The 25,789-nt window shown below is 46.0% G+C and carries 25 protein-coding genes, 1 pseudogene and 1 riboswitch; of the genes and pseudogenes, 19 read left to right on the top strand and 7 right to left on the bottom strand.

Features of this window, described 5'->3' with window-relative positions; all coding sequences use genetic code 11:
- Positions 1–5: 5 nt before the first annotated feature.
- Complete coding sequence (locus KXD37_RS21680; protein ID WP_024120254.1) at positions 6–602, bottom strand: class I SAM-dependent methyltransferase; 597 nt, start codon at positions 600–602, stop codon at positions 6–8.
- A gap of 152 nt (positions 603–754) precedes the next feature.
- Between KXD37_RS21680 and KXD37_RS21675 the strand changes: the two genes are divergently transcribed.
- The 5 genes from KXD37_RS21675 to amj all read left to right on the top strand — a co-directional run bounded on the left by KXD37_RS21675 (position 755) and on the right by amj (position 4,596).
- The gene (locus KXD37_RS21675; protein WP_106022297.1) at positions 755–1,615 is read left to right on the top strand and encodes an SDR family oxidoreductase; all 861 of its coding nucleotides are present in this window, start codon (positions 755–757) and stop codon (positions 1,613–1,615) included.
- Between the two features lie 14 nt (positions 1,616–1,629).
- On the top strand, positions 1,630–2,133 hold the full coding sequence (lyxE, locus tag KXD37_RS21670; RefSeq protein ID WP_024120256.1) for a D-lyxose ketol-isomerase: 504 nt from the start codon (positions 1,630–1,632) through the stop codon (positions 2,131–2,133).
- A gap of 90 nt (positions 2,134–2,223) precedes the next feature.
- Positions 2,224–2,775, top strand: a complete 552-nt coding sequence (locus tag KXD37_RS21665; RefSeq protein ID WP_263463734.1) for a GNAT family N-acetyltransferase — start codon at positions 2,224–2,226, stop codon at positions 2,773–2,775.
- 77 nt (positions 2,776–2,852) lie between these two features.
- Positions 2,853–3,275: a pyridoxamine 5'-phosphate oxidase family protein gene (locus KXD37_RS21660; protein ID WP_024120258.1), complete on the top strand. Its 423-nt coding sequence runs from the start codon at positions 2,853–2,855 to the stop codon at positions 3,273–3,275.
- A gap of 511 nt (positions 3,276–3,786) precedes the next feature.
- Positions 3,787–4,596: a lipid II flippase Amj gene (gene amj / locus KXD37_RS21655; RefSeq protein ID WP_127695956.1), complete on the top strand. Its 810-nt coding sequence runs from the start codon at positions 3,787–3,789 to the stop codon at positions 4,594–4,596.
- A gap of 38 nt (positions 4,597–4,634) precedes the next feature.
- Here the strand turns inward: amj and KXD37_RS21650 are convergent, their stop codons facing one another.
- Positions 4,635–5,072, bottom strand: a complete 438-nt coding sequence (locus KXD37_RS21650) for a carboxymuconolactone decarboxylase family protein (RefSeq protein ID WP_127695954.1) — start codon at positions 5,070–5,072, stop codon at positions 4,635–4,637.
- A 123-nt stretch (positions 5,073–5,195) separates the two neighbouring features.
- Positions 5,196–5,486 carry a DUF3817 domain-containing protein gene (locus KXD37_RS21645; protein WP_010333070.1) on the bottom strand — a complete coding sequence of 97 codons (291 nt, stop codon included), beginning with the start codon at positions 5,484–5,486 and terminating at the stop codon, positions 5,196–5,198.
- Between the two features lie 182 nt (positions 5,487–5,668).
- Between KXD37_RS21645 and lrpC the strand changes: the two genes are divergently transcribed.
- The 10 genes from lrpC to KXD37_RS21595 all read left to right on the top strand — a co-directional run bounded on the left by lrpC (position 5,669) and on the right by KXD37_RS21595 (position 20,155).
- Positions 5,669–6,103, top strand: coding sequence for a transcriptional regulator LrpC (lrpC, locus tag KXD37_RS21640; protein WP_010333071.1), 435 nt, complete (start codon positions 5,669–5,671; stop codon positions 6,101–6,103).
- Positions 6,104–6,167: 64 nt separating this feature from the next.
- Positions 6,168–8,351: a DNA topoisomerase III gene (locus tag KXD37_RS21635; RefSeq protein ID WP_263463733.1), complete on the top strand. Its 2,184-nt coding sequence runs from the start codon at positions 6,168–6,170 to the stop codon at positions 8,349–8,351.
- A 195-nt stretch (positions 8,352–8,546) separates the two neighbouring features.
- Positions 8,547–9,641 (top strand): lipoprotein YdaJ, encoded by a 1,095-nt coding sequence (locus KXD37_RS21630; protein WP_263463732.1) that lies wholly within the window; start codon positions 8,547–8,549, stop codon positions 9,639–9,641.
- Complete coding sequence (locus tag KXD37_RS21625; RefSeq protein WP_103671944.1) at positions 9,622–10,473, top strand: diguanylate cyclase domain-containing protein; 852 nt, start codon at positions 9,622–9,624, stop codon at positions 10,471–10,473. The genes KXD37_RS21630 and KXD37_RS21625 overlap by 20 nt, the downstream gene beginning before the upstream one ends.
- On the top strand, positions 10,463–12,193 hold the full coding sequence (locus KXD37_RS21620; RefSeq protein WP_188323534.1) for a DUF2334 domain-containing protein: 1,731 nt from the start codon (positions 10,463–10,465) through the stop codon (positions 12,191–12,193). The genes KXD37_RS21625 and KXD37_RS21620 overlap by 11 nt, the downstream gene beginning before the upstream one ends.
- Positions 12,186–13,448, top strand: coding sequence for a glycosyltransferase family 2 protein (locus tag KXD37_RS21615; protein ID WP_106020972.1), 1,263 nt, complete (start codon positions 12,186–12,188; stop codon positions 13,446–13,448). The genes KXD37_RS21620 and KXD37_RS21615 overlap by 8 nt, the downstream gene beginning before the upstream one ends.
- 5 nt (positions 13,449–13,453) lie before the next feature.
- A complete protein-coding gene (locus KXD37_RS21610; protein WP_254518048.1) occupies positions 13,454–15,565 on the top strand; it encodes a cellulose biosynthesis cyclic di-GMP-binding regulatory protein BcsB in 2,112 nt (703 codons plus the stop codon).
- Between the two features lie 136 nt (positions 15,566–15,701).
- Positions 15,702–15,846, top strand: a riboswitch (cyclic di-AMP (ydaO/yuaA leader).
- Between the two features lie 189 nt (positions 15,847–16,035).
- Positions 16,036–17,859: a potassium transporter KimA gene (kimA, locus tag KXD37_RS21605; protein ID WP_188323536.1), complete on the top strand. Its 1,824-nt coding sequence runs from the start codon at positions 16,036–16,038 to the stop codon at positions 17,857–17,859.
- A gap of 56 nt (positions 17,860–17,915) precedes the next feature.
- The gene (locus KXD37_RS21600; RefSeq protein ID WP_254518049.1) at positions 17,916–18,368 is read left to right on the top strand and encodes an NUDIX hydrolase; all 453 of its coding nucleotides are present in this window, start codon (positions 17,916–17,918) and stop codon (positions 18,366–18,368) included.
- A gap of 62 nt (positions 18,369–18,430) precedes the next feature.
- Entirely contained in the window at positions 18,431–20,155 is a 1,725-nt protein-coding gene (locus KXD37_RS21595) for a pyruvate oxidase (RefSeq protein ID WP_254518050.1), read from the top strand.
- A gap of 266 nt (positions 20,156–20,421) precedes the next feature.
- On the opposite strand, the gene KXD37_RS21590 is transcribed toward KXD37_RS21595, so the two are convergent.
- The 4 genes from KXD37_RS21590 to KXD37_RS21575 all read right to left on the bottom strand — a co-directional run bounded on the left by KXD37_RS21590 (position 20,422) and on the right by KXD37_RS21575 (position 23,095).
- The gene (locus KXD37_RS21590; protein ID WP_010333081.1) at positions 20,422–20,691 is read right to left on the bottom strand and encodes a hypothetical protein; all 270 of its coding nucleotides are present in this window, start codon (positions 20,689–20,691) and stop codon (positions 20,422–20,424) included.
- A gap of 107 nt (positions 20,692–20,798) precedes the next feature.
- The gene (locus KXD37_RS21585; RefSeq protein WP_049809886.1) at positions 20,799–22,076 is read right to left on the bottom strand and encodes an Nramp family divalent metal transporter; all 1,278 of its coding nucleotides are present in this window, start codon (positions 22,074–22,076) and stop codon (positions 20,799–20,801) included.
- Positions 22,077–22,307: 231 nt separating this feature from the next.
- On the bottom strand, positions 22,308–22,565 hold the full coding sequence (locus KXD37_RS21580; protein WP_010333083.1) for a GlsB/YeaQ/YmgE family stress response membrane protein: 258 nt from the start codon (positions 22,563–22,565) through the stop codon (positions 22,308–22,310).
- A gap of 77 nt (positions 22,566–22,642) precedes the next feature.
- Positions 22,643–23,095, bottom strand: a complete 453-nt coding sequence (locus KXD37_RS21575) for a DUF2188 domain-containing protein (protein WP_106020964.1) — start codon at positions 23,093–23,095, stop codon at positions 22,643–22,645.
- 119 nt (positions 23,096–23,214) lie between these two features.
- Between KXD37_RS21575 and KXD37_RS21570 the strand changes: the two genes are divergently transcribed.
- The 4 genes and pseudogenes from KXD37_RS21570 to KXD37_RS21555 all read left to right on the top strand — a co-directional run bounded on the left by KXD37_RS21570 (position 23,215) and on the right by KXD37_RS21555 (position 25,374).
- Positions 23,215–24,033 carry an EcsC family protein gene (locus KXD37_RS21570; RefSeq protein ID WP_106022304.1) on the top strand — a complete coding sequence of 273 codons (819 nt, stop codon included), beginning with the start codon at positions 23,215–23,217 and terminating at the stop codon, positions 24,031–24,033.
- Between the two features lie 128 nt (positions 24,034–24,161).
- Entirely contained in the window at positions 24,162–24,533 is a 372-nt protein-coding gene (gsiB, locus tag KXD37_RS21565; RefSeq protein ID WP_010333086.1) for a glucose starvation-inducible protein GsiB, read from the top strand.
- Between the two features lie 146 nt (positions 24,534–24,679).
- Positions 24,680–25,021: a cupin domain-containing protein gene (locus tag KXD37_RS21560; RefSeq protein ID WP_095714113.1), complete on the top strand. Its 342-nt coding sequence runs from the start codon at positions 24,680–24,682 to the stop codon at positions 25,019–25,021.
- Positions 25,015–25,374: pseudogene (locus KXD37_RS21555) on the top strand (YdbC family protein). Before KXD37_RS21560 ends, KXD37_RS21555 begins: the two are co-directional and overlap by 7 nt.
- The last annotated feature ends 415 nt before the right edge of the window (positions 25,375–25,789 follow it).

Here is a 25,789-nt window from a genome sequence, read left to right as displayed (position 1 = left end):
GTCATTTATGTGACGGGCTTTTTTGCGGTTGCACAGACTGAAAGCTCAGGTTTAATGTCTTTATATTGGATATCAATGTCTTTGAAGCCTGCCGCTTTCAGGTCAGCGAGCATCTGTTTACCGAACGATTCAGTTTTCTCGGGACCGGCATCTGCTTCCCGGGGCTGCATCGTAATGGCTGCTTTGCCGCCAGGTTTTAATGCTTGAAAAATCTGTTTGATGCCTTCTTGCTGGTCTTTCCAAATCGTGTAGTTGTTAACGGAAATGACTTTATCGTAATACGCGGCAGGGAGGGGGAACGTTTCAATGCTGCCCTGTATCAGGCGAACACGGTCTGTTTTTAATCTGTGTGCAGCCAGCTTCAGCATAGCCTCTGATACATCAATCCCATGGATATGCACACTCTTTTCGCGTTTCAGCATCTGCTTCATGCAGTATCCCGGTCCAAAACCGACTTCTAGAATGCGGTCTCCGCGTGTTAAGCCAAGCTGATCTATTGTCCACTGATTCAGTGTTTTATTTTCAGCAGCCATGATGTATCCGGCAAGTATGCCGAACATCCCCTTCGGTCTGCTGAATTTTTTAGAAAGCATGTTAATCATTCAGCAACCTCCTTTTCACATCATTTTCCTCCTTGCGTTTCATGTGAAACATTTTTCTGATAAAGCATTCCGAAGGTGCTCATCCATGTTTACCCAGAGTATGCACGAGGTACACAACAAATAGACATGAAAAACAAAGGAGGAGAATCATCATGGCAAACTATCCGAAAGAACTGCCGGCACAAACCCAAAATCGCCAGCCGGGAATCGAAAGCGAAATGAATCCAAGTCCGGTATATGAATACGAGCATTATAAAGGTGCGGATAAATTAAAAGGAAAAGTCGCACTCATTACAGGCGGTGACAGCGGAATCGGACGTGCGGTATCTGTCGCTTACGCAAAGGAAGGCGCTGACATCGCCATTGTATATAAGGATGAGCACGGAGATGCTGAAGATACCAAAAAACGCGTGGAACAAGAGGGCGTGAAATGTCTCTTAATCTCCGGAGATGTGGGCGAAGAGGAGTTCTGTAATGAAGCGGTTGAAAAAACAGTCAATGAACTCGGCCGTCTGGATATCCTTGTGAACAATGCCGGTGAGCAGCATCCGAAGGAAAGCATCAAAGATATTTCAAGCGAACAGCTTCACCGCACATTCAAAACAAACTTTTATTCACAATTTTATTTGACTAAAAAAGCAATTGATTATATGAAACCAGGCAGCGCGATCATCAATACGACTTCCATTAACCCTTATCGCGGTAATCCGACGCTGATTGATTATACGGCAACGAAAGGCGCGATCAATGCCTTTACAAGAACAATGGCGCAGGCACTTGTCAAAGACGGCATCCGTGTAAATGCGGTAGCGCCGGGACCAATCTGGACACCGTTAATTCCGTCTACATTCTCAGAAGATACAGTCGCTCAATTTGGGCAAAATACGCCGATGGGCCGTCCGGGTCAGCCTGTTGAGCATGTCGGCTGCTATGTGCTGCTGGCATCAGATGAATCATCCTATATGACAGGACAAACGCTGCATGTAAATGGCGGAGACTTTGTGACGACGTAAGAGGGAGTGAGGAAATGAGCATCACGAAAGAAGAAGTAAACAGCTACTATCAAAAAGCCGGTATTGTCTTAACGGATGATGAAGTAGAACAAATTCAGCTCATGGACTACGGCTTGGGAAAAGAACGAAAATCCGGGCTCCAGCTCTTTGTCTATGTGAATACAGACCGTTATTGTTCAAAGGAACTGGTGCTGTTTCCGGGACAGACTTGCCCGGAGCATCGCCATCCGCCGGTTGACGGGCAGGAAGGCAAGCAGGAGACCTTCCGCTGCCGCTACGGAAAAGTGTATCTTTATGTTGAAGGAGAAAAAACGCAGCTTCCAAAGGTTCTTCCTCCTCAAGAGGATAGAGAATACTATACAGTCTGGCATGAGATCGAGCTTGAACCCGGCGGGCAATATACAATTCCGCCGAACACGAAGCATTGGTTCCAGGCCGGGGAGGAAGGCGCAGTCGTAACGGAAATGTCTTCAACTAGCACAGACAAACACGATATCTTTACCGATCCTAGAATTTAAGGATGAGGCTTAAAAAGCCCATCCTTTTTTTATATTGAAAAAAACGGAAACACCGTTATAATGGGTAAAAAAGGAAAGAGGGCGAAGGAGATGTTCACCTGCAGTGTAAACGAGCACATTACCATCCGGTTATTGGAGCCAAAGGATGCGGATCGGCTGGCAGCGATCATTCATGAGAACCAACAGCGAATCAGCCAATGGCTATTCTGGGCTGAAAATCCAAGTGATGCCGAAACGTACAGGGAAACCCTCATTCCGGATTGGCGGCGTCAGTATGCTGACCTGAACGGAATCGAAGCGGGGATTCTGTATGACGGCAGCTTGTGCGGCATGATTGGCCTGCATAACCTTGACCAAGTGAATAAAAAAGCGGAAATTGGCTATTGGATTGACGGGGAATACGAAGGAAAAGGCATTATCACTGCCGCCTGCCGGGCACTCATCACATATGCTTTTCAGGACCTGGAATTGAATCGGGTTGCCATCTGCGCGGCTGTCGGAAATCACAAAAGCAGAGCGACCCCGGAGCGCCTCGGCTTTCAAGAGGAAAGAACAGCAAGGGAAGGCATATTCATTAAAGGCAAGTTCCACGACCTCGTCTATTACAGTCTGTTAAAGCGTGAATGGGAAGCAGAAAAATAAAGAGCGCATTTTCTTGTTTAAATCGTTCCCGGATGTGGAAAAGTAACAGCGGAGACGTTAAAAAGGAGTGATTCGAGATGAATCAGCAAGATATTAAACAAAAAGTGCTTGATGTTCTAGATCACCATAAAGTAGGTTCGCTCGCAACGGTTCAAAAGGGCAAACCCCATTCCCGCTACATGACTTTCTTCCATGACGGGCTGACGATTTATACACCGACAAGCAAAGAAACTCATAAAGCTGAAGAAATTGAGAATAACCCTAATGTGCACATTTTATTAGGTTATGATTGTGAAGGCTTTGGCGATGCGTATGTCGAAGTCACAGGAAAAGCAAAAATAAACAATTCATCAGAATTGAAAGACAAAATCTGGAGCTCTAAATTGGAGCGCTGGTTCGACGGCAAGGATGACCCGAACCTAGTGATTCTTGAAATCGAACCGGAAGATATCAGGCTAATGAATGCGGGAGAGAAAACACCAGTCTCACTCGAATTATAATAAAAGTTTGTATTTGCAGGGGCGATATGTTATCATGAATAGCTAAGCAAGAAAAATAAGCAAATAAAAAAGAAAGTAAACTTCTTTTTTCTGTTTTGAGAGAGAAGCTTTTACCGCTTCACAAGCAGCAAACCAGCTGCCCTTATTCTTTTCCTTCATAACAAATCGCCCCTAACGATGAGATGGAAAAAAGACTTTTTTGTTTTACAATTCACACCGGCGCGGCTTCGGAGCCGCAGTGACGATTGAGAGGTAGGGCTTTCGTTGTCTTGTGTTCAAGAAATTTCCATGGTGTTTACTTTCCAGAATGATTCTTCGGAACAATGCTACATGAATCGAACCCGCCCGAATCGGCGGATAATATAATCTTTATTTGCGTATAGAAAAGAATAAGACAAACCGCTCGGCGTAAGCCGGCGGTTTTTTATTGTGAAAAAAACAAATCACACATGAAACTTCTCGTTGTTTCCTTCAGTCTTATCACTAGGATGAAACTGGAGGAAAGAATACCGTGCATGTCATTACAACACAAGTCGTTTTTATTTTCTGTTTTTTGTTATTGATTCACTCAATAGAGACCCTTGCCTATGCCACAAGGCTTTCAGGGGCCCGGGTAGGGTTTATCGCATCCGCGCTTTCCTTGTTTAATGTCATGGTAATCGTGTCAAGGATGTCGAACATGGTGCAGCAGCCCTTCACGGGGCGCTTAATTGACGATGCCGGAAAAAACGCGCTGACACTCGTAGGCGAGCAGTTCCGGTTCCTGATCTTTGGCTCGACGGTTGGGACTATTGTGGGCATTATCCTGCTCCCGTCGTTTGTCGCCCTGTTTTCACGTGCGATCATCCACTTGGCGGGCGGGGGCGGCTCCGTTTTACAAGTTTTTCGGAAAGGATTTTCTAAGAATGGATTTAAAAATGCCTGCTCCTATTTGCGTCTGCCGTCTGCTTCGTATTTGAAGGGATTTCACATGCGCTTGATTCCAAAACGGCTGTTTGTCATCAACATGCTGATTACGTCCATTTATACAATTGGCGTGCTCTCCGCATTGTACGCAGGGCTGCTTGCACCCGAGCGGAGCACGACGGCGGTTATGGCATCAGGCTTAATCAACGGGATTGCGACGATGCTGCTGGCCATTTTTGTTGACCCGAAAGTGTCTGTTCTTGCCGATGATGTGGCAAAAGGAAAACGAAGCTATATTTATTTGAAATGGACCTCTGTGACAATGGTGACGTCAAGGGTGGCGGGCACACTTCTTGCCCAGCTTATGTTTATCCCTGGCGCATATTATATCGCGTGGCTGACAAAATGGTTTTGATAGCGAAAAGCTGACCTGGTAAAAGGTCAGCTTTTTATTTATTCGGCGATGTTGCCCATAGAGATGGCGAGTCGGTTCCAGCTGTTAATCTGATTAATGATGAGGATGAGATCAACATATTCTTTTTCATTATAAAATTTACGCACCTCTTGATAAACATCATCAGGCATACGCTTGTTAGAAATAAAAGTGACATGCTCCGTCAGCAATAATGCTGCTTTTTCTTCAGGTGTATAAAAACTGCACTCTTCCCAAGCGTTTAATCCGTAAATGCGCTGTTCGGTTTCTCCCATTTTTCGGGCATCTTTCGTATGAATGTTAATGCAGTAGGCGCAGCCGTTCAATTGTGATGCTCTTATTTTCATTAGCTCTCTTGTTGTCCGGTTAATGCCGGATGTTTTCGTGTATGCCTCCATATTCATCATGATATGTAACCCATCAGGTGCTATTTGGTCGTAGGGAATCCTCTTCGTCATCATTCCATCTCCTTTAACTGCTGTATCATTATCACATGAAGATTGGGTTAAAAAAGAAAACAGCCTGAAGCAGATCCAAGCAGTTTTCTTAACAGTGCGGCGCACATCATGCCGCTTTATCGTTTATTTAAAGTTTCTTAATCCGCGGTCGTACAAAAAGTTTCCGAATGGGACGAATGCGGCGACGAAACCGGCGGCTGACCATTTCAGCGACCATTTCACAGAGAACGTCACATAGGCCAACACAAGCAAATACAAAATAAACAATCCGCCGTGAACAGAACCGACAATTGTTACCGCAAGCGAAAGGCCTGCCCAATATTTGAGCGGCATGGCGACGAAAAGCAGGATTAAGAGTGACATTCCTTCAATAAAACCCATCGTGCGAAGTCTTCCGATCGGCGTTTGCAGCATAAATCGCCCTCCTTGTGGACACGTTTTCATCTATACTATAAACAATCCGGCGGGCATATATGACAAGTTTCAGAAAATGTTCGGAAAACATTCATATTTAAAAAATCTATCTTGGGCCTCAGTCTTGTCATTTACACAAATTCCCGAGATAATGTGAACAAAAATAAAAGAAGGATTTTGATATGAAACTTGACCAAATTGATTTGAATATCATTGCGGAACTGAAAAAAGACAGCCGTTTGTCCATGAGGGAGTTAGGAAGGAAAATTAAGCTGTCCCCGCCATCGGTCACCGAACGGGTGAGACAGCTGGAATCGTTTGGCATCATTAAGCAATATACGCTGGAGGTTGATCAGAAAAAACTTGGCCTTCCGGTTTCCTGTATTGTCGAGGCAACCGTCAAAAACGGGGATTACGATCGATTCAAAAGCTACATTCAAACGCTGCCGAATATTGAATTTTGCTACCGGATTGCGGGAGCGGCCTGCTATATACTGAAAATCAACGCGGAGAGCCTTGAAGCAGTAGAAGCTTTCATCAACAAAACAACGCCTTACGCCCAAACCGTCACTCACGTCATTTTCTCAGAAATTGACACGAAAAACGGGCGCGGTTAGAGAGTGCTTGTTCAAGTCTGTTATAATAAAAGGATGAGCGTGAAAGAAAGAGAAGTGATCAAGCATGTCAAAAACAGTTGTATTAGCTGAAAAACCTTCAGTCGGCCGCGATTTGGCCCGAGTGCTGAAGTGCCATAAAAAAGGGAACGGTTATCTCGAAGGAGATCAATATATTGTCACATGGGCTTTAGGCCATTTGGTGACACTTGCTGATCCGGAAGGCTACGGAAAAGAATTTCAATCATGGCGGCTTGAGGATCTGCCGATTATCCCCGAACCGCTAAAGCTTGTTGTTATCAAAAAAACCGGAAAGCAGTTCAATGCGGTGAAAGCGCAGCTTACCCGCAAAGATGTCAATCAGATCGTCATCGCCACTGATGCCGGCCGGGAAGGTGAGCTCGTCGCACGCTGGATCATTGAAAAAGCGAACGTCCGCAAACCGATCAAACGGCTGTGGATTTCATCTGTAACGGACAAAGCGATCAAGGAAGGTTTTCAAAAGCTGCGCAGCGGCAAAGAGTATGAAAATCTGTACCACTCAGCCGTTGCCAGAGCAGAAGCGGATTGGATTGTCGGCATTAACGCGACCCGTGCGCTCACCACAAAATTCAATGCCCAGCTTTCATGCGGACGTGTGCAGACGCCGACGCTAGCCATGATTGCCAAGCGCGAAGCGGACATCCAAGCCTTTAAGCCTGTACCGTATTACGGCATTCGCGCAGCAGTCGATGGAATGACGCTGACGTGGCAGGACAAAAAATCGAAGCAGACGAGAACATTCGATCAAGGCGTGACAAGCCGTTTGCTAAAAGAACTTGATGGAAAACAGGCGGTGGTCGCTGAACTGAAAAAAACAGCGAAAAAAAGCTTTGCTCCTGCGCTTTACGACTTGACGGAACTCCAGCGGGACGCCCACAAACGCTTCGGATTTTCCGCCAAAGAAACGCTCTCAGTTCTGCAGAAGCTGTATGAGCAGCACAAGCTTGTCACATATCCGCGGACAGACTCACGGTTTTTATCCAGTGACATTGTCCCAACCTTAAAAGACCGGCTGGAGGGCATGGAAGTGAAACCGTATGCCCAATATGTCACTCAAATTAAAAAGCGCGGCATCAAATCGCACAAAGGCTACGTCAATGATGCTAAGGTGTCAGACCACCATGCGATTATCCCGACTGAAGAGCCGCTTGTTCTCAGCAGTCTCAGCGATAAAGAACGCAAGCTGTATGATCTGATTGCCAAACGTTTCTTAGCTGTGCTGATGCCGGCTTTCGAATATGAAGAAACAAAGGTCATGGCAGAAATCGGCGGAGAAACCTTTACGGCGAAGGGAAAAACCGTACAGTTACAAGGCTGGAAAGCTGTTTATGATATGGCTGACGAGGATGACGAGCAGGAGGACGACAGAGATCAGACGCTGCCGGCTCTGCAGAAAGGCGCCTCGCTCACTGTCCGCACATTAACTGAAACAAGCGGCCAAACCAAACCGCCGGCCCGTTTTAATGAAGGGACGCTGCTGTCAGCTATGGAGAACCCAAGCGCCTTTATGCAGGGAGAAGAAAAAGGCCTTGTCAAAACGCTTGGCGAAACAGGCGGTCTCGGCACGGTTGCAACGCGTGCCGATATTATCGAAAAACTGTTCAACAGCTTTTTAATTGAGAAAAAAGACAAAGACATTTTTATCACCTCAAAAGGAAAACAGCTCCTGCAGCTCGTTCCTGAGGATTTGAAATCACCTGCCTTAACGGCAGAGTGGGAACAAAAGCTGTCCGCCATTGCGGCCGGAAATTTAAAATCCGCTGTCTTTATTAAAGACATGAAGGCTTATGCTAAGCAAACGGTAACAGAAATCAAAAACAGCAGCCAAACCTTCAGACATGATAACATCACGGGAACGGCATGTCCGGAGTGCGGCAAAATGATGCTGAAGGTCAACGGCAAGCGCGGCACCATGCTCGTGTGCCAAGACCGGGAATGCGGAAGCAGAAAAACGATCGCCAGAAAAACAAACGCGCGCTGCCCGAACTGCCATAAAAGAATGGAGCTTCGCGGCCAAGGAGAAGGCCAGACCTTCGCGTGTGTTTGCGGGCACCGTGAGAAGCTTTCTGTATTTGAAAAACGGAAAAACAAAGACAAAGGGCGCGCTACAAAGCGGGACGTCTCTTCTTATATGAAAAAACAAAATAAAGACGAACCGATTAACAATGCGCTGGCGGAACAGCTGAAGAAACTCGGTTTGGATCAATAAAAAGAAACCTGTGCGATTCGCACAGGTTTTTTATTGGACTTAGGTCCTGTTTTTTGAAAGTTCAAAAAGGGAAAAAAAAGCTAGTAATCTTCGTTTTTTTCTTTTATAGTTAATATAATTTGTAACATGGCAGTAATAATTTCATCATATATTGGTGCGTCTGATTCGCTTCGGACGACAAAGGGGGACTTGCCTGTGCGGCATGTGTTGGTCGCTGCTATCTTATTTTGCTTATCTATCGGACTTTCCGCAGGGTGTGCTGAAGCTGGGAATAAAACCCTATATCAGTCTGAGGCAGATATGAATACCCGCCCGCTTCAGCCGGCGGAGTATTTCATCTATCACAATCTTATGAATGACCAAGGGCTTATCAAAACGGATTTCTCAGATCAGCCCTCCTATTTATCAGAAATGATTGGCCTGTGGATGGAGTTTTTGGTCAGCAGACAAGACGCCTCGCATTTTCAGGAGCAATATCAGCATCTGAGGGATTCTTTTCTTCTGAATCATCAGTTGGTGACATGGAAGATACAAAACGGTCAAGCGAGCGGGACAAATGCGCTGATTGATGATATGAGAATCATGGTGTCTCTCGATCAGGCAGCTGCTCTTTGGGGGAGCAGCCAATATGAAAAAACTGCCCGTGATATTGGCACGGCTTTAAAGACATACAACATGTACAACGGGATGTTTACAGACTTTTACGATTCAGCCTCTCATGCCGCTTCAAAGGACGTGACGCTTTCGTATGTCATGCCCGATGCACTAGCTGTTTTGAAAAAATATGGAATCATAGACGAAGAAACAGAACAGCGAAATGCCGATGTTCTCTATCTAGCCCCTTTAAAGAATGGTTTCCTGCCAAAGACGTACAGCGCAGAGTCGAAGCAGTACAAATATGACAGTGAAGTAAACGTCATTGACCAGCTGTACGCCGCGTGGCATTTGCCGGAAGGGGATGAAAAAGCCGCTGTGATAGCAGAGTGGGTCAAAAAGGAATTTCAGGCAAACGGAAAGCTGTACGGACGATATGTGGCAGATACGAAGGAGCCTGCCGTCCAATATGAGTCGCCGTCCGTATACGCGTTAGCTGTTTTATTTTTAACAAAACAGCATGAAGACAGCTCGGTCATCAAAGCGATTTATGATAGAATGAATGACTTTGAAATTCTTGATCCGGCGAAACCGTATTATGGGGGTTACATGAGCGGCTCCGACACGCACTCGTTCGACAATCTGCTGCCGCTGTTAGCCGAAAGGAAGCTTTTTAATGAAACGATCATTCAATGAATCACAAAAATTATATGCTTATCTTTCAGGGCTCATCGCAGCCCTGTCTCTGTTTATTTTTTATGTGTCCGCCGAGCAGTCGGAGGGCTTTCTGATCATTTGCATTACATTTGTCGTGATCGGGGCCGGCATTTGGTTCGGTCCGATTTACGCGCTGGCGGTCACCTTAATCGTTCTCTTTGTTCTCGGCACGCTCATGATGTTTTTTCAGACTGGACAGGCTGTGATGTTTTCGGCTGAAGACGGGCTGCGCATGCTTATCGTGTGGGGAATTGCGCTTTTGCTGTTTTCCTTTATATCAGGAAGAATTCATGATATCGCAGCAGAGCTGCGCCATTCAGTCAAACGTCTTCAATCTGAAATCAAAAGCTTCGTGGCTGTCGATAGAGTGACGGGCTTTGATAATAAGCAAAGAATGAAACTGGAACTGTCAGAGGAAATCAAACGGGCGGAGCGCTACGGCAATTCCTTTGTCTTTTTGCTGCTTCATATGCATTATTTCAAGGAATTTAAGTCTTTGTACGGGGAGAAAGAGACCGACCTTCTCTTTCAATTCGTCAGCCGGCAAATCAGGTCAAGCGTCCGGGAAACGGATAAAAAATTCCGCCCCTCTGATGAGCGCTTCGGCATTGTGCTGACACACACGCCGGCTGAACATATGCCGGCCGTCCTGACAAAGCTGAAAAAACAGCTGGACACGTATCAGCTGACAAACGGAAAGTATGTGTCGCTTACGTTCCATGTCTGTTATTTACCTTATCGAAGAGATATAAGGACAGCTGATCAATTTTTAGAAGAACTGGAAAACGAGATGATGATGAATGAACTTTAAAAGAATAACGCTACTCTGCGTGTCCGTTCTGATGCTGACAGCTATTGCTTCTTTTCCTATTTCTGCCCAAGCGAAGGAGAAGGATGACGGCATTCTCATCATCTATTCAACCTTGGACGGCAAAGAGTCGCCTCAAGTCAAAATGCTCGATTTATTGGCCGGCCATTTTGCAACTCATGTCACGGTCAGAAAAGATTCGGATGTTACAGCATCTGATGTGAAAGGCAAAGAACATGTCATCTATTACGGGCAAACGAAAAGAAAGCTCAGCAAAAAACTGGTGTCTCTTATCAGCGGCGTAAAAAAACCCGTCGTCGCCATCGGCTATAACGCCGGACAAATCAGCCAATTTTCCGGTCTTTCCTTAACCCGAAAAGAACATGTCTATCAGATTCACAGCAGCACGGAAAAAAACGATGTCTCCTTAGAGAGCGGGCTTAACGTGCTGAGCGTATCAGGCCTGAAAGGAAAGGGGCTGTATACCTTTACATCTGATGACGGCAAAACGAGTCCGTTTATATGGAAAACGGATAAATCAAATGTGTACATCGGCTTAACCAATCTGTTAAATGACAATCTGATTGTGGCGAAAGAGCTTCGAGCAGCATTTGGAGAGAAGGCCGGAACCGCGCTTTTATATTTGCGGCTGGAGGATATCAGCCCGATGTCTGATGAAACATTGCTGCTTCAAGCCGGTACATATCTGTACAAGAGACATGTGCCTTTTATCCTGTCAGTCATTCCGGTGTATCTGAATCCGGAAACAGGCGATAAAGTGTATTTGTCTGATAAACCGAAGATGGTCAAGGTATTGAAAAAACTGCAAAGCATGGGCGGCAGTATCATTGTTCACGGCTACACACACGCCTATCGCCACAGTGAAACAGGAGAGGGCTTCGAATTTTGGGATGCCAAGGCGGACCAGCCGATCACTTCGGAAAATGCCGATGACCCCCCGTCCATTTTGGAAAAGGAACAGGCTTTTCCGAACGAACAGGCCTATAAGAGCTATTTGAAGCCGTTTCAGGAAAAGGAAGAAACATATACAAGGCAAAAGCTGACGCACGCCATTGAGGATTTAACCTCGGCAGGGCTTTATCCGCTGGCATTTGAAGCCCCGCACTATACGATGTCTGAGTACGGCTATCAAATGGCTTCACAGTATTTCTCAAGCATTTTCGGGCAGGTGCAGCTCAGCGATACAACATGGAAAACTTCCGGCGCATCCCCGTTTGTGACCAAACCAGCTATGCTGCATGGGATGACGCTGTATCCGGAAACAATCGGTTTTGTCGATACATCAAAGCAAAACCCGCTCGGCGATATGGAGGAACACATTTCCCAGATGATTGATTTTGAAGGCGGAGTGGCCGGAGGGTTTTATCATCCGTATCTCGGGATGAAATATTTGCCGGAGCTCGTTGACCGGATGGAACGCATTCCGGACAGTGAATGGCTTGATTTGAAGAAAACGCAACAAACCGTCAAAACGGACAAAGTGGAAATCCATACAAGCGGTGACGGAACGGTTCACGTAAAAAACAATGTAAGTGCCATTGGCGAGTTTTTCGACCACCATCGGCAAACCCCGCTGGAAAAGGCGTTATGGGTTCTCTCCGCCGTTGTGCTCTTGTTTGTCGTGATGTTTGTCAGCTATACGTTTTACTTGAGAGCCACATTGAAAAAACGAATGTTTAAGGAGAGAAGAAGCCTTGGGTAATACGCTGTTCTTTATCTCGCTAAGTTTAATATGGGTGATGCTTCTCTATCACATGTTTCTCATGCAAGGCGGATTCCGCCACTACATGACCTTCGAGCGGAACATTCCGAAGTGGAGAGAAAATATGAAGGAATTGCCGAAGGTCAGTGTGCTCATCCCGGCCCATAATGAAGAAGTTGTCATTCGGCAGACGCTGAAGGCAATGGTGAATCTTTATTATCCGAAGGACCGGCTGGAGATTATTGTGGTAAACGATAATTCTTCAGACGGGACGGGTGATATCGTCAATGAATTTTCCGAGAAATACGATTTTATCAAAATGGTGATCACAAAACCGCCTAACGCCGGAAAAGGCAAATCCTCGGCGCTCAACTCCGGTTTTGCTGAATCGAACGGCGATGTCATTTGTGTATATGACGCCGACAACACGCCTGAAAAAATGGCCGTGTATTATCTTGTTCTCGGTCTGATGAATGACGAGAAGGCAGGCGCAGTGGTGGGGAAATTCCGCGTCATCAATGCGGCAAAAACGCTGCTGACGAAGTTTATCAATATTGAAACGATCTGTTTTCAGTGGATGGCGCAGGGAGGCAGATGGAAGTGGTTCAAAATCGCCACCATTCCCGGAACCAATTTCGCGATCCGCAGAAGCATTATTGAAAAGCTCGGGGGCTGGGATGATAAAGCGCTGGCTGAAGATACCGAGCTGACCATCCGGGTGTATAACCTCGGCTATCACATCCGCTTTTTCCCGGCAGCTATTACTTGGGAGCAGGAGCCGGAAACGTGGAAGGTGTGGTGGCGCCAGCGGACGAGATGGGCGCGCGGCAACCAATATGTCGTCCTGAAGTTTTTGGCGCAGTTTTTCAAACTGAAACGAAAACGGATTATCTTTGACTTGTTTTACTTTTTCTTTACGTATTTCCTGTTTTTCTTTGGCGTGATCATGTCAAACACGATATTTGTGGTCAATCTGTTTTATGATTTGCATTTGTCGGTCGGGTTTTTGGCAATGATCCTTTGGATTTTGGCGTTTTTCTTATTTATGACGGAGGTCATGATTACGTTAAGCATCGAAAAAACAGAAATGAACAGGCAAAACTTCTTTATCGTATTTCTTATGTACTTTACGTACTCGCAGGCATGGATTGTGCTCGTGATCTATTCTTTATTCGTAGAAATCAAGCACCGTTTATTCAAGCAAGAGGTCAAATGGTACAAAACAGAACGATACAATCAACATAAAAGCGGGTGACCTTTTTGAAACAACTACTTATTTTTCTTACAAGCTTTCTGCTGCTGGCAATGACCGGACAATCGGCCTTTGCCCAAGAGATGCAGGTTGATGGCTCGCTTCTGGGCAAAAGCAGCCGTGAACAAGCCAAACAGCAGGTGCTGACAAACGATCTTATGACATTGTACGGATCAAAAGACAGCGCGGAACTGACGTATCAGATTCCGGCAGGCGCCTCTTCCGGCAGCCAGCAATTGGTGATTGAATATGAGGCATCAGATCTTTTAATTTCTCCTTCATCGTTAACGGCTGTAATTGACAATGAACCGGTAAAAACGTTAAAGCTAAACGGCGATCCAAAACGGAAAACACTGAAGCTGAACTTGAACAAAAGCCAGTCCGCCCCAGGCTATCACAGCGTATCACTGAAATTTTACGGCGTCTTGAAAGAGGGCGTCTGCGTCAGACAGGATACGTCCGGCAACTGGATCAAAATTTATCCGGACAGCCGCCTGACACTGGCGGACAGCAGCGAAGCGAAGGGAACATCACTTGAACATTACCCATACCCATTTGCCCAATCGGGAAATACAGCGGAAGAGACTGCTATTGTCATTCCGGATAACCCGAGCTCGGCAGAAATTGAAGCGGCTGTCAAGACAGAAGGATACCTGAAAACTGCGGACAGCAGTGTCAGCATTTCGTTTGTGAAGGAATCTGAAGTGAAGCAAATCGACAAGCCGACCATTTTCATCGGAGTGGATAAGCATTGGAACGGCAAGGTGAAGAAGCTGATCAAACAAGCCGGCTTACAGGCAAAAGGAGAAAAACTTCTGCTTGCGGAGCGCGTGCTGAAAGCACAGGGCAAGCAGCAGCCGGTTCTGTTTGCACAAACGGCATCTGATGATGTGCTCTCAGAAAAAATCAGCGCCATCGCCGATCAGACTTACACCGGCCAGCTAAGCGGGGAAACACTTTCAATTGGCAAGCTTCAGAAGGCTGAAAAGCAGGTAAGCAATAAGCTGACCCTTGAGAAATTCGGGGCAGAAGATATGACAATCGGAGCTGACAAAACATCTTCAGCACATTATTTTTATCCGGCTTCTGCGATGATAGACCAAAATCAATCAGCCAAGCTGTCGCTTAAACTAAAGAAATCGGAAACGATTCAAGCAGCCGCGGCAGAAAGCGGTTCAGCCTCTCAAGCAGCAGAGCTGAAGGTCCTTATCAACGGTCAGCCGCATTCAGTTCGCCTTGATGAATTAGGGAAAGAAGATAAAAACGGATACTATCATGTCACGCTGAAAGTAGACCCTGAGCTGCTGCAGAAAAACCGCTACATTGATATACAGTTTATCACCACGGGCTTAAAGGAAAACAACCCTTGCAACACAACGGACGAAGAGAAATGGGTCTTCATTGATAAAAGCAGCACATTGTCTTACACGATCAAAGGCACATCTCCGTCAGCCGATTTTCAAGAATGGCCGCTTCCATACGCCGGAAATCAGGAACAGGCAACACTGATTGTGCTACCTGACAGCGTGAGCAAATCCAAGCTTAAGGAGCTTTCTCTCGTTACTGATTCCTTTGGAAGCGAAGCCCAGCAATCTTTCACAGTAAGGAAAGCATCTGAAGTTAAAGCGGAGGACGCGAAAGGCCGGAACTTAATTTTCATCGGCGGCATTAGCCAGTTCTCTCTTTTGAAAGAGAAATCTTCTGATCTGCTCGTGCCTCAAGCGAAAAACGGCTCGTTTGACGTGTCGGGCTTTGAAATGCTGAACGAGACGACGAAACAAGTGGCATTTACCCAAGCGTCTTTATGGGATTCAAATTATACGATGGCTGTTTTTGCGCCGCTGAAAGGAAATGGCGCGGCCGTCACAAAAGAAATCATCAGCTTTTTGAACAGCAATGATGACACGGCGACCGTCATCAATGAAACAAACAGCCAGCAGGTGTTTACAAACCACCAGCAGCTCAAATCGGAAACAAACAGTTCTGAAACAGAAAAAACAGCACAAGATCATGGGCAACAACTGCTGTATATCGGCGTGCTGGCTCTCATGATGGTAATTGCGGCAGCCTTCATTTGGGTAACCGTTAGACGAAGAAAGAGAAAGACAGACAGAGAATAAGGCAGAGGCTGATATCAGCCTCTGTTTTTTTGTTTTTGGTTTAAATTTTCCATTTGTGGAACCTGTCATTTTATTTTTTTCTCCCGGCCGATAAGCCTCTTTACAACATACGTAAACGGGAGTATGATCTCTTTTAGAAAACAAATCGCTTAATCTGTAAACAGAGCGGGGGACCCATTTTGGCGGCATTTTGCCGCTCGGGGTGAATCCTTTTTAGGTAGGGCAAACTCTCATATGCCCGAATCCGTCAGCTAACCTCGTAAGCGTTCATGAGAGGAGATGAATGAAACCTGTGTTCGATGTTAAGGCACAGGGGCATCCGTTTGCCTCTGTGTTTTTTGCTGTTCAATTTTCAGGATGTAAATCGCATACAGAGACATCATAGCAGAAAGGACTATTACAAAATGTGAGAGCAGATGCGGATGTTTTATTGTTTTAATGAAAAATGAAATTAAAAGGGGAAGACATCGATGTATCATTCAATCAAACGTTTTTTGATTGGGAAACCGTTAAAATCACAAGCAGCGGGAGAACAAAAACTGACGAAATTAAAGGCGCTTGCCATGCTCTCCTCAGATGCTTTATCATCTGTCGCTTACGGAACGGAACAAATTCTTATCATATTGGCGGCGGTAAGCGCTGCTGCATTTTGGTATTCCATTCCGATAGCGGTCGGCGTACTCATTTTGCTGCTCGCGCTGATTCTCTCATACAGGCAAATTATTTACGCTTATCCGCAGGGCGGCGGGGCGTATGTTGTATCAAAAGAAAACCTCGGCGAAAAGCCCGGGCTGATTGCAGGCGGTTCATTGCTTGTCGATTATATATTAACTGTAGCGGTAAGTATTTCCGCAGGGACGGACGCCATCACGTCGGCGTTCCCGGCACTGCATGATTATCATATACCGATTGCTGTTTTACTTGTTTTAGTGATTATGATTTTAAATCTGCGGGGGCTGTCAGAATCAGCATCGATTCTTGCCTACCCGGTCTATCTGTTTGTGGCGGCGCTTTTCATCCTGATTGCCGTCGGTCTTTTTAAGCTTATGACAGGACAAATTGATCAGCCAGTCCATCATACACCGATCGGCACACCGGTAGCCGGCATTACGCTGTTTTTGCTGCTTAAGGCTTTTTCATCCGGCTGCTCCGCGCTCACCGGAGTTGAAGCGATCTCCAACGCGATTCCAGCCTTCAAAAACCCGCCTGCGCGAAACGCGGCGAGAACGTTGGCTATGATGGGGATCTTGCTTGCGGTTCTGTTTGCCGGCATTACGGTACTTGCATACGGTTACGGGACGGCTCCGAAACCGAATGAAACGGTCATTTCACAAATCGCATCGGATACCTTCGGCAGAAATGTGTTCTACTATGTCATTCAGGGTGTGACATCGTTAATTTTGGTCCTTGCGGCGAATACGGGCTTTTCAGCCTTCCCGCAGCTTGCCTTCAACTTGGCGAGAGACCAATACATGCCGCGCATGTTTACAGTAAGAGGCGACCGCTTAGGCTTCTCAAACGGGATTATCTTTTTAGGTGTTGCCTCAATTGTGCTGATTCTGTTATTTGGAGGGCAGACGGAGCACTTAATCCCGCTATACGCGGTCGGTGTGTTTATTCCATTTACCCTTTCACAAACAGGGATGTGCATCAAATGGATCAAACAAAAACCAAAAGGCTGGATTGGAAAAATGCTGATCAACACCTGCGGCGCATTGATATCGTTTATGGTTCTGTCCATCCTGTTTGTCACGAAGTTTAATGTCGTATGGCCTGTTTTAATCTTTATGCCGATCGTCGTTTTTTTGTTTTTTGCGATTAAAAATCACTATACGGCTGTCGGTGAACAGCTTCGTATCGTAAACAAACAGCCGGAAGAAATCAAAGGTACGGTCGTGATTGTGCCTGTAGCCGGCGTCACAACCGTCGTGCAAAAATCCATTCAATATGCGAAATCACTGTCAGATCAGGTCATTGCCGTTCACGTGTCGTTTGACAGAGAACAGGAAAAGAAAGTGGAAAAACGCTGGGAAGAGCTGAATAATGGAGTGCGTCTCGTCACGCTTCACTCTTCGTACAGAAGCCTGGTCCATCCGTTTGATAAGTTTTTGGAAACTGTTGAAGCAAAAGCGAAGAAGAAACAGTTTTCTGTCATGGTGCTGTTCCCGCAATTTATCACAAAAAAACGCTGGCACACCATTCTGCACAACCAGTCAGCCTTCCTGCTCAGAGTCCGGCTGTTCTGGAAGAAGGACATAATCGTTGCCACATTGCCGTATCATTTTAAAAAGTAAGCAGCTCAGACCAAGGGACATCTCCTTGGTCTTTTTTAAATAAAGGGGAGATGGCGATGTATACGGAAGGGGCATTTGTCATAGTGACAAACACAAAACGGCAGATTCTGCTGGTCAAACGAAAAGACGTTCCTTTATGGGATTTGCCGGGCGGACGGGTTGAATCAGGAGAAACCCCGGAGGCAGCGGCGGTCCGGGAGGTAATGGAAGAAACGGGATATCTGATAGAGCCTTCCGGGAAATTGGGTGTCTATCAAAGACCTAAGTTTCAGGACGAACAGCATGTGTTTGCAGGGAACATAACAGGCGGACAAGCGATAGAAAACGGCATGGAAACGGCCGGGCTGAAGTGGTTTTCGCCGGAGCGTCTGCCGCTTTTGATGGTGCCAAACCGGAAAATGCAAATCAGAGATTTTCTAAACGGTGCCGCGGGCATCAAGAGTGCCGTCAAGGACAACAGCTTTTTGGCGGCCCTAGAGCTGTTTAGAAGGAAATACAGCAAGCGATAGTTGCCTCCGGGTTTTAAACGGCTCCCCCTGTGGTATTGAAAAAGGAAAAAGGAGGATACGGCATGGCACACAAAACAGCAGGACAAACAATGACAGAACTGCTTGAACAATGGGGAGTTGATCATGTTTACGGCATCCCCGGAGACAGCATTAACGAATTTATTGAGGAACTGAGACACGAAAGAAATCAATTGGAATTCATCCAAACCCGCCATGAAGAGGTGGCAGCGCTGGCAGCCGCGGCTGAGGCAAAACTCACCGGCAAGATCGGTGTCTGCCTGTCAATTGCAGGGCCGGGTGCGGTGCACTTATTGAACGGTTTATACGATGCAAAAGCGGACGGCGCCCCTGTGCTTGCGATTGCAGGTCAGGTTTCCTCAGGCGAAGTCGGGCGGGACTACTTTCAGGAGATTAAGCTTGAGCAAATGTTTGAAGACGTGGCAGTGTTTAACAGGGAGGTACATAGCGCGGAGTCACTGCCGGATCTGTTGAATCAGGCGATCCGCACTGCCTACAGCAAAAAAGGCGTTGCGGTATTAAGTGTGTCAGATGATTTGTTTGCGGAGAAAATCAAACGGGAACCCGTTTATACATCACCGTTGTATATTGAAGGGAATCTTGAACCGAAAAAAGAACAGCTTGTGACATGCGCGCAATATATTAACAATGCGAAAAAGCCGATCATTTTGGCGGGACAGGGAATGAAGAAGGCGAAGCGGGAGCTGCTGGAATTTGCGGATAAAGCAGCGGCGCCGATCGTCGTCACGCTCCCCGCAAAAGGCGTTGTTCCCGATAAGCACCCGCATTTTCTCGGCAACCTTGGACAGATTGGGACAAAGCCGGCCTATGAGGCAATGGAAGAATGCGATTTGTTAATTATGCTTGGCACCTCGTTCCCGTATCGTGATTACTTGCCGGAAGACACACCGGCCATCCAGCTTGATTCAGACCCGGCGAAAATCGGCAAACGCTATCCGGTAACAGCGGGGCTTGTCTGTGACTCGGCTCTCGGTCTGCGCGAATTAACGGAGTATATTGAACGGAAGGAAGACAGAAGATTCCTAAATGCCTGCACTGAACATATGCAGCATTGGTGGAATGAAATCGAAAAAGATGAAGCTGAGGCGACAACACCGCTTAAACCTCAGCAGGTCATCGCACGTCTTCAGGAGGCAGCAGCGGAAGACGCGGTGCTGTCTGTAGATGTCGGCACTGTCACCGTCTGGATGGCACGGCATTTCAAAATGAACGTCAACCAGGATTTCATCGTTTCCAGCTGGCTTGCGACAATGGGATGCGGCCTGCCGGGAGCTATAGCGGCGAGCTTGTCTGAACCGGAGCGCCAAGCCATCGCAGTCTGCGGTGACGGGGGCTTTTCCATGGTCATGCAGGATCTCCCGACCGCAGTCAAATATAAGCTCCCGATTACTGTTGTCATTTTAAACAATGAAAATCTCGGCATGATTGAATATGAACAGCAGGTCAAAGGGAACATCGACTATGTCACAAAACTTCAGAATGTCGACTATGCCGCATTTGCAGAAAGCTGCGGAGCAAAAGGCATCAAGGTGACGAGAGCGGAAGAACTTGCACCGGCTTTCCATGAGGCGCTTCACTCCGATCAGCCGGTCGTTGTCGACGTCATGATCGGAAACGAACCGCCGCTGCCCGGCAAAATCACCTACGGACAGGCAAAAGGCTTCAGCAAATATATGCTGAAAAACTTCTTCGAAAACCAAAAAATTGAAATGCCGTCATTGAAACAAAGCTTAAAACGGTTATTCTAAAAAAACAGGGGCCCGTGAAGGCTCCTGTTTTTTGATTTTACGGAGGGTGAGTCATAAAATCGGTTGTTTGAACCTTTAAAATGACTCGTATATTTATTGGGATCAGCAGGAATGATCTATGCAGCCTGTCATGATTTTCGCCGTGCCCAAAACAGACACAAGGACAAATGCATCTTCTTTCAAAGCAGAAAGATCAGCGCATTTGTCCTTGTCTGTTTCATCTGTTTATTCTTATCAAATCTTACAAAATGAATGTCTTTATAAGTTTATTTCCCTTTTTTCGAAAGTCCGAAAAAGAAAGGAAAAGCAGAACCAACTAATAAAGTGCCGAATAAAAACATTCCGCCGATAAACACGTGAAAATTAGCGCCTCCGGCCGTAAAAGCGGTAATCAAGGAAATGATACTGAGCACCACCATGGCGATGCCGGGCGCGATTCGCATTTTTTTACCTGTTGATTTATAAGCGATAACAGAACATAAAATTCCGATAACAATAGGGACAATCCATAAATAAAACAGAATAAATACTGACATTATCAAAACTCCGATTTTTTCTTCTATCATAACAAATTTCTGTAAAAAATGATATCAATGAGCTTTTACCCTAAAACAAAAAACCGGCTCTTTCAGCCGGTTTTTTTCTAACGGAACGTATCGACGATCAAAAACACATTCAAAGCAACAATCAGCACAGCGATCAGCCAAGAAACCACTGTTACCCATTTGGCATTGATCAGCGAACCCATAATCCGCTTATTGCTTGTGAACATAATAAGCGGGATTAAAGCAAAGGCAATGCCGAAGGAAAGAACCACCTGGCTCAGCACAAGAGCCGACGTCGGATTGACGCCTGATGCGATGATCAAGATCGGCGGAATGATGGTGATGAACCGCCGTACATACAGCGGGATGCGGTAGTTGATAAATCCCTGCATAATCACATCGCCTGAAAGTGTTCCGACAGACGAGCTGGACAGGCCCGCAACCAGCAGGCCGATTCCGAATAACGCGGCTGAAACAGGACTGACAAGATGACCGAACTGCTGAAACGCGACATCAAGGTCCTCGACAAACAGCCCGTTTTTGAAGAATAATGCGGCAGCCACAATCAGCATACTCGCATTAATAGCCCCTGCAATCAGCATCGCTATTAAAATATCAATAAATTCGAATCTGAAGATTTTCTTCCGTTCAGCATCTGTTTTGCCGACCACCCGCCGCTGTGTGAGGGCAGAGTGTAAATAAATGGCGTGCGGCATAACGGTTGCGCCGAGAATACCTGCTGCAAGAAGCACGCTATCGGTGCCATGAAATGTCGGCACGAAAAGTCCTTTCATCACTGAGACGGCATCCGGTTTTGCAAAAAAGGTCTGCAGCGCAAAGGCGATGACCACTACAAACAGCATGCCGGCAATACCGGCTTCAAGTGAGCGATAACCGCGGCGCTGAAGCTCCAAAATCGCGAAAGAGCCGATCGCCGCAATAATAGACGCTTCGAGCATCGGGATGCCGAACAGCAAATACAGTCCCAATGCCGCTCCGATAAATTCCGCCAGATCAGTCGCGATAATGACGAGCTCGCCTTGAATCCATAAGCCGATAGAGACAGGCTTAGGAAATTCCTCACGAGCGACCTCAGGCAGGTTTTTGCCTGTCGCGATACCGAGTTTGGCGGAGAGTGATTGGATCAAGAGCGCCATGATATTAGAAAATAAAATCACCCATAGCAGCATATATCCATATTTAGAACCTGCTGATATATTTGTTGCGAAGTTACCGGGATCGATATAGGCAATGGCTGCAATAAACGCCGGGCCTAAAAAAGGCAGCAGTCCTCTGAATCCTCTGCTTTTCCCGTCAAGCGCATCTTGGACTGCTTTGGAACGGGGAGATTGTGCTGTGATGTCCTTATTCATCATGTACTCACCTGAATTCTAATTGTTTTTGCCATACAACAAAGAGTTTCCTTAAACCAAATTATTTTATCTACATCATATGACCATCACGATTTCTTGTCAACCAATGATGTTCAAAAATGACACTCAAATTTTTCCCTGTTATGTAACATGATATGTAGGGCATCTGATAAGGTCCATACATAAAAAGACATCGTTTCAGTATGAAACGATGCCTCCTGAATCATCTAATATCTAGGCTTCCTTGCGCAGTCCGCGGAATACGAGGCTCAGTAAGAATACGAAGATCGCTGCCCCGATAATTGCCGGAATAATGGCAAATCCTGCAAGGCTTGGTCCCCAAGTTCCGAGTAAGCCATGCCCGATCCATGCGCCGATCAGCCCTGCAATCATCGAACCGAAGATTCCTCCAGGCATGCGATTGCCGACGATGGCGCTTCCGATTAGTCCAATTAAGATAGCAATAACTAATGAAACCAAAAAGCTAAGCATCATATTCACCTCTCCTTAATGATTTATATATCAATTACCGTTCTAGACAGATCCGAAACGTACAAAAGCATATTTGGTTATGATCCTGTTTTTATCTTTCTCTGCACACTGCCGTCAGCCAAATGAACAATTACTTCTGTGCCTTTATGTTCCGCAATTTCCTTCGCCCGTTCAATCGCTTCCTTTTTCGTATTCTTGATTTCAGATACACGTTTGGCATCCTCAGCTTTGACGGCCCAGCCACTTTTATGTTTGATGACATGCTCCGCTTTATTCATTAGCTCAGGTCTGGCGTCATCGTTTGCCTCCTCATCGCGTTCTGTTTCATCATCATGTTTGAGGAAGTCGTCAATTTCCTTTTTTGAGGCGTTTTCCGCCCATTCCTTTGCTTTGCTCGTCGCAATCGGAATGGCGCGTCCGTCCTCATAGCCTTCATCAATCATGGCATTCGCAATTTCAATCGCCTTTTTCTTCACAGGCTTCTCGAGATTTTTCAGTGAAGCGGGGTAATCCTTCATAGACCAAGGCATATCCATCACTCCTTCTGCTTTTATAAAAATGGTACCCGCAGGTGAAAAATAAAAACGTTTTAGAGAAAAATGAAGGTATACTATATAGTAGAAAAAAACGGAAGGGAAGTGCGAGTTGGGTGACAACAGAACGAAAAGAAGACTTACATCAGCAATTAAAAGAAATAGAGAAATGGGAAAAGGAGCAGCAAAAAGTCTGGTTTTGGGAAAAACTCAGCCGTCTCCCGTTTCAGCTGCTGGACAAGCTGACGCCGGAATTCATCCAGAAAAAGATCGGCAAGCTTTTGGATGAGGTGGGCAGCTTTGTTCAAACTGGAGGACAGTACCTGACATCGGAAAAACAGATTATCAAAACGTTTCAAAAGAAACTGCCCGAGCAAACCTTTGAATCACTGGAGGACGTACAGAAAGCGCCTCTGGCTGTTATGGATGATGTTGCTGAAGCGATGGGCAAAAACCGAATCAACGCTGCAACCGTTCAGGGAGCGACCACGGGTGTGGGCGGCGTATTTACTCTGGCGGCAGACATTCCGGCTGTGCTCGGTTTATCATTAAAAACACTGCAGGATATCGCAGTGACCTATGGCTATGATCCAAAGGAGAAAAAAGAGCGGGTCTTCATCGTAAAATGTTTGCAGCTTACTTCAGCAGATGTTGTCGGTAAAAAATCCATTCTGAAAGAATTAAAAGATTATGATCAGGACCGTACATATAAGAATGTCGCTTCCCAAATTCAAGGCTGGAGGGAAGTGGTTTTAGGCTACCGTGACACCTTTGGCTGGAAAAAGCTTTTTCAAATGGTGCCGGTCGCGGGAATGGTCTTTGGCGCGGCGGCCAATCGCTCGACCTTAAATGACATTACCGAAACAGGCATGATGCTTTATAAAAAGCGGCGCATCCTTGAGCGGCTCATAGAAACAGAACAGAATCATGAATAGAAGAAAAGCAGACGGGCACCGCATTCCGTCTGCTTTTTCAGTCAAAACACACTCAATGTGTTTTGTTTGTTTAAAAGAAATGACAGCGGGAATACAACAACCAACACCAATTAAAGGAGGAATTCAAAATGGCACAAGATAACAAAATGAGCAGAGAAGAAGCAGGTAGAAAAGGCGGAGAAACGACTAGCAAAAACCATGATAAAGAATTCTATCAAGAGATTGGTCAAAAAGGCGGAGAAGCCACTAGCAAAAACCATGACAAAGAATTCTATCAGGAAATCGGCGAAAAAGGCGGAGAAGCCACTAGCAAGAACCATGACAAAGAGTTCTATCAAGAAATCGGTGAAAAAGGCGGAGAAGCCACTAGCGAAAATCATGATAAAGAATTCTATCAAGAAATCGGCCGTAAAGGCGGAGAAGCGACAAGCAAAAATCATGATAAAGAATTCTATCAAGAAATTGGCTCAAAAGGCGGAAACGCCCGCGACAACGACTAACTAAGTAAAGCATAAAAGGCAGACAACCTGTAGATAAAAAGCGATCCGGCGCAGCAGCTGGATCGCTTTTTATGATGAAATGGAAAAAAATATACCTTCCCAATGACGCTTCTGCGGTAAAATAGGTGAAAAAGGAGTTTTCACTTATGCCTGAGATGCAAAACCTGCTGGCCATTGCAAATGAAGTCAAAGAAAAACACGCTAATTTCTCCATTTCAGAGGTCAATGACCATTGTGTACGGCTCGCTGTGTTTACAGGAGAATACGACTGGCACCATCACCCTGACTCAGATGAATTATTTATCGTTCTTGAAGGAGAGCTGCTTATTGATTTTAAGGATCAAGAAACCGCGGTGTTAAAAGCGAATGACAGCCTGCTTGTCCCAAAAGGCACCATACACCGCACACGCTCTTACGTCAGGACCGTGAATCTCTGCGTCGAGCACATTCATGCAGAAACGGTCATAACAGAGGAATCAAAATGCTGATCAAAAAGATTGTATGTGGGGTGGACGCGGCAAACGCTGAAGCATTTTCGAAGGCGCAGTCACAGTGAGGAGCACTATCATATGTAAGTGGCTTCATCAAACAGGCCGGCGGATGGCGGAAAACAGCGGATGGGCTGTTCACCGCAGAAATCACCAGCGTTTGGGAGAACAGAGAAGCTTATGATGCTTTTATGGAGAACGAACACGACATCATCTATAAAGAAATCGAGCAAAAGGGCACGATTCTCTCTATCGAAGTGACGCTGTCTCAGGTGGATGCAGAGGAGGCCGCTTGTTTATTTGACAGCAGGGACATTGAATACGAGCCTGGATGGAATGTGGCAAAAGCTTAGTATAGACAGGTACTGATTTTATCGATCATCATAACAATGGTTTTTCCTGTTCTTTTGACTGAATGCAATCAAGGAATGGCATTCAATTGAGAATCAGGTAGAATGATTCCTAAAGTTTGTGAAAATGCTGTGGACGAATTTACGGCGATCTTCAAAAACATGATGCGTTAAAAGCCAGAGGCGGAGTCTGGTTCACATTTGGGAACGGGCAAGATAGATGAACCTTTAGTACCCGCAAAAAAGCACATCCTGCATGTGAGATTGTGAAGATTGAAGGGTTAAAAGAACATTTGCAGTTAAATGGAATGGAAATCATTGACTTCCGGAAGCGGACAGATTCTATATTTCAGATCCATTTGGCAATCGTCTGGAGATGCTTGAGCGGCAGAAAACGCACAAAAAAAGATAGATCACC

Source organism: Bacillus sp. XT-2 (assembly GCF_025696525.1).
Lineage (GTDB): Bacteria > Bacillota > Bacilli > Bacillales > Bacillaceae > Bacillus > Bacillus halotolerans.
This window is presented reverse-complemented; position numbering and strand designations above follow the sequence as displayed.

Coding starts and splice junctions, on each gene's coding strand:
- KXD37_RS21680 (WP_024120254.1), bottom strand. CDS start 602: ATGATTAACATGCTTTCTAAAAAATTCAGCAGACCGAAGGGGATGTTC.
- KXD37_RS21675 (WP_106022297.1), top strand. CDS start 755: ATGGCAAACTATCCGAAAGAACTGCCGGCACAAACCCAAAATCGCCAG.
- lyxE (WP_024120256.1), top strand. CDS start 1,630: ATGAGCATCACGAAAGAAGAAGTAAACAGCTACTATCAAAAAGCCGGT.
- KXD37_RS21665 (WP_263463734.1), top strand. CDS start 2,224: ATGTTCACCTGCAGTGTAAACGAGCACATTACCATCCGGTTATTGGAG.
- KXD37_RS21660 (WP_024120258.1), top strand. CDS start 2,853: ATGAATCAGCAAGATATTAAACAAAAAGTGCTTGATGTTCTAGATCAC.
- KXD37_RS21650 (WP_127695954.1), bottom strand. CDS start 5,072: ATGACGAAGAGGATTCCCTACGACCAAATAGCACCTGATGGGTTACAT.
- KXD37_RS21645 (WP_010333070.1), bottom strand. CDS start 5,486: ATGCTGCAAACGCCGATCGGAAGACTTCGCACGATGGGTTTTATTGAA.
- lrpC (WP_010333071.1), top strand. CDS start 5,669: ATGAAACTTGACCAAATTGATTTGAATATCATTGCGGAACTGAAAAAA.
- KXD37_RS21635 (WP_263463733.1), top strand. CDS start 6,168: ATGTCAAAAACAGTTGTATTAGCTGAAAAACCTTCAGTCGGCCGCGAT.
- KXD37_RS21625 (WP_103671944.1), top strand. CDS start 9,622: ATGAAACGATCATTCAATGAATCACAAAAATTATATGCTTATCTTTCA.
- KXD37_RS21620 (WP_188323534.1), top strand. CDS start 10,463: ATGAACTTTAAAAGAATAACGCTACTCTGCGTGTCCGTTCTGATGCTG.
- kimA (WP_188323536.1), top strand. CDS start 16,036: ATGTATCATTCAATCAAACGTTTTTTGATTGGGAAACCGTTAAAATCA.
- KXD37_RS21600 (WP_254518049.1), top strand. CDS start 17,916: ATGTATACGGAAGGGGCATTTGTCATAGTGACAAACACAAAACGGCAG.
- KXD37_RS21595 (WP_254518050.1), top strand. CDS start 18,431: ATGGCACACAAAACAGCAGGACAAACAATGACAGAACTGCTTGAACAA.
- KXD37_RS21590 (WP_010333081.1), bottom strand. CDS start 20,691: ATGTCAGTATTTATTCTGTTTTATTTATGGATTGTCCCTATTGTTATC.
- KXD37_RS21585 (WP_049809886.1), bottom strand. CDS start 22,076: ATGATGAATAAGGACATCACAGCACAATCTCCCCGTTCCAAAGCAGTC.
- KXD37_RS21580 (WP_010333083.1), bottom strand. CDS start 22,565: ATGCTTAGCTTTTTGGTTTCATTAGTTATTGCTATCTTAATTGGACTA.
- KXD37_RS21575 (WP_106020964.1), bottom strand. CDS start 23,095: ATGCCTTGGTCTATGAAGGATTACCCCGCTTCACTGAAAAATCTCGAG.
- gsiB (WP_010333086.1), top strand. CDS start 24,162: ATGGCACAAGATAACAAAATGAGCAGAGAAGAAGCAGGTAGAAAAGGC.
- KXD37_RS21560 (WP_095714113.1), top strand. CDS start 24,680: ATGCCTGAGATGCAAAACCTGCTGGCCATTGCAAATGAAGTCAAAGAA.